This window comes from Chitinophagaceae bacterium, assembly GCA_030053935.1.
Taxonomy (GTDB): Bacteria; Bacteroidota; Bacteroidia; order Cytophagales; family JASGCU01; genus JASGCU01.
Window position 1 is genome coordinate 1 of record JASGCU010000144.1, and the last position, 3250, is coordinate 3250.

The 3250-nt window shown below is 31.3% G+C and carries 2 protein-coding genes; both read left to right on the forward strand.

Annotated features, from left to right (window positions below):
- Window positions 1-109 precede the first annotated feature (109 nt).
- Entirely contained in the window at window positions 110-451 is a 342-nt protein-coding gene (locus tag QM536_09690; protein ID MDI9357281.1) for a PadR family transcriptional regulator, read from the forward strand.
- Window positions 452-466: 15 nt separating this feature from the next.
- Window positions 467-3040 carry a PspC domain-containing protein gene (locus tag QM536_09695; protein ID MDI9357282.1) on the forward strand — a complete coding sequence of 858 codons (2574 nt, stop codon included), beginning with the start codon at window positions 467-469 and terminating at the stop codon, window positions 3038-3040.
- Window positions 3041-3250 lie beyond the last annotated feature (210 nt).

The following is a 3250-nucleotide window of genomic DNA, read 5'->3' on the forward strand; positions in this document are numbered from 1 at the left end:
TAATACTATTGAATAAGTAATACTATTGAATAAGTAATACTATTGAATAAATAGTATTGTATTATATTTACTCTATCAACCTATTATTTACTTAAATAACAACAAAAAGATGAATTTAGAAAACACAGAAGTTCAGATGCGAAAAGGAATATTAGAATTTTGTGTTCTACACATTATTTCGAGAGGTGAAGTGTATGCTTCAGATATGCTACAAGAGCTCACTTCTGCAAAAATTATGATAGTGGAAGGTACTCTCTACCCACTCCTTACCCGTTTACGGAAAGCGGGATTTGTAGATTACAAGTGGATTGAGTCCAATTCTGGTCCTCCTCGGAAATATTATACTATTACAGAGAAAGGATTGGAATTTTTACAAAAATTATATCACACATGGCAGGAGCTGGTAAGTTCCACAGAAGTTATTATTCAAAAAAATATTAATAAATCATAATATCACACAAAAAAAATGAAAAAAAGCATAAATATTACTATTGGAGGCAGTGTTTTTTATATAGAAGAAGATGGATATGAAAAATTGAAAGGTTATTTGGATTCTATAACAGATTATTTTTCTCACTATGAAGATAATAAAGAAATTGTGGAAGATATAGAAAGCCGTATTGCAGAAATATTTACACAAAATATTCAAGATTCTCAGAGACAAGCCCTGACTTTAGAAAATGTAGAAAACCTCATAACAAAGATGGGAACAATTGCAGATTTTAAAGCAGAAGGAGAAGAAGAACCCGATACCGCTCATGCAAATAAAAAAGAAGAAAACAAACATTATCAAGAAAACAATCAAACTATTCCTCCATCCAAAAAACTGACACGAAATAATAAAGCAAAAATTATTGGAGGAGTATGTGCAGGTGTTGGAGATTATTTTGGAATAGATCCTCTTTGGGTACGGCTATTTTGCACTCTTTTGTTTTTAAATTTCATCTTTCCACAGGTGAGCTCTGTCATTTTTATCACCTATATTATTTTATGGATAGTGCTACCCCTTTCTCATAATACAGAAGAAAATAAAATAAAAAAAATGTTTCGTAATGTTGATAATAAAGTTATTGCAGGAGTGGCGAGCGGTATATCTTCTTATTTTGGAGTAGATGTCATCATTATAAGATTGGTTTTTGTATTTTCTATCCTTGCAGGTGGAGTGGGGATTGTAGCATACATAATCCTTTGGGCTATTACTCCTGAAGCCAAATCTGTCACAGAAAAAATGCAAATGAAAGGCGACCCCATTACCCTTTCTAACATTGAAACACGTATAAAAGAAAATATCGGAGAAAAAGAAAAAGATGGTATATGGGCAACCATACTCTTGCTCCCATTTCGTGTATTGTCAGCCATCTTTAATTGGCTTGGAAAATTAGGAAAACCTTTTATCCGAGCAATTGGTATTCTGATAGGATTGGGGCTTATATTTTGCAGTTTCATAGCTATATTTGCAATTACCGTAGTTTTTGGAACATTTTGGGGGATTACTTATGAACTTTTTAACACAGGATGGCTCCATAACAATGTTCCCGAAATTGATATTTTTTTATTCAATGATACCCCTTATTTGCTCATAATTGCTTTGTTTTCATGTATAATGATACCTATTTTCGGGGTCTTTTTTTCAGGGATTAGTTGCCTCATACATAAATGGATTATCCCCAAATTTCTATCATGGTTTTTTATTATTCTTTGGTTTTTTTCTCTTATGGTCTTATGTTCTTCTATTCCATACATAGTAAAAGAGTTCAAAAAAGAGGACTCTGTAGTAGAAACAAAAACCTATCCACAGCAAGGAAACATAACCTATTTCAAAGTAAATGAACTGGACCATTTTTTTGATTTTAGTATAGAAGACGAAGATGATAACAATATGTTTTTTATAGAAAGTTTTGAAATAAAACCCAGTAAAAATGATTATTTGAGTTCTTATATAGAAATAGAGTCCCAAGGAAAAAGCGATTCCGCAGCTCGGGAGAATGCAAGAATGACCTCCTATACCATTACTCAAAAAGATTCTATCTTTTATTTTGATGATGGATTGAGGTATAAACCCGGCGCAAAATATAGAGGACAGAGAGTAAAAATAACTTTTTATATACCTTATAACAGAAAATTTAAAGTATTAGATAAAAAAACAGGAGTATTTTTGCATAAATACCTGCATTATGACCATGGATTTTCTAAAAAACAATATAAAAATACCCACAACATATGGTATTTTGATGAAAAAGGAAACTTAAAAAATGAAATCCAAGATACCAACGAGCAAGATTATAATGAACATGAAGAAGAGGATGTGGATACTTACGAAAGTAATTTTCAAAATAATTTCAAATCTCATGAAAATCAAAAACCCGTATATTTGGTAAAAAAATTTCATATAAAAGATTACGACCACATAAAAATAGGAGGAGTATTCATCGTTTCTATACAACAAGGATATTGTGAAAAAATTTCTGTTACCAGTAATAAAGAAATGTTGGAACATCTCAAAATAGAAAAAAAAGATAACACCTTAGAACTACAAATACTGCCTCAAAAAAGCAAAGTCCCTATTCAGAGAGATAAAATTTTTGTAGATATTACCCTCCCCACACTCAAAAAAATAACAATGGATGAGGCACCTGTGGCAAAAATATATAATTTTTATACAGACACCCTTGATATATCCCTATCAGGCATATCAAAACTCTATGCTCATGTCCATTCTCAAAAAACATCTGTGGATATAAACCAAAAAGCAACACTCTTTTTACGGGGGGAAACAGATAATTTTTCTGTTTTTGCAAATGGAAACTCTGATATAAACGCTTTCCCATTAAGAGCACAGACAGCACAAATCTATGCTAACGGAAAATCTAAAACCTATATACATGCTGATAACATTCTTACCGTAAAATCCAAAGGCATGAGTCAAGTATTTTATAAAGGGAATGCTCAAAAATATGTATTCTCATCCGAGCTTTCTCATATAAAACCAAGTATCGTTTTAAAGCACGGGGAAAAAAAGAAACCTATAAAAACAACCTAAATATACAAAATTAATACTCATAAACAAAGCTCAGGTTTGAAAACGTGGGCTTTGTTTTTTTTATTCCCCGAATATACTCGGGATATCAAAAAGGTATCTTACTATAGAGAGGTTCTAACAATTCAAATCCTAAAACTGTATCATTTTTTTTGAATAAATCAATTTTTAGAACCCACCTATTATATTTCTTTTTCGATGGGCTAACACCCA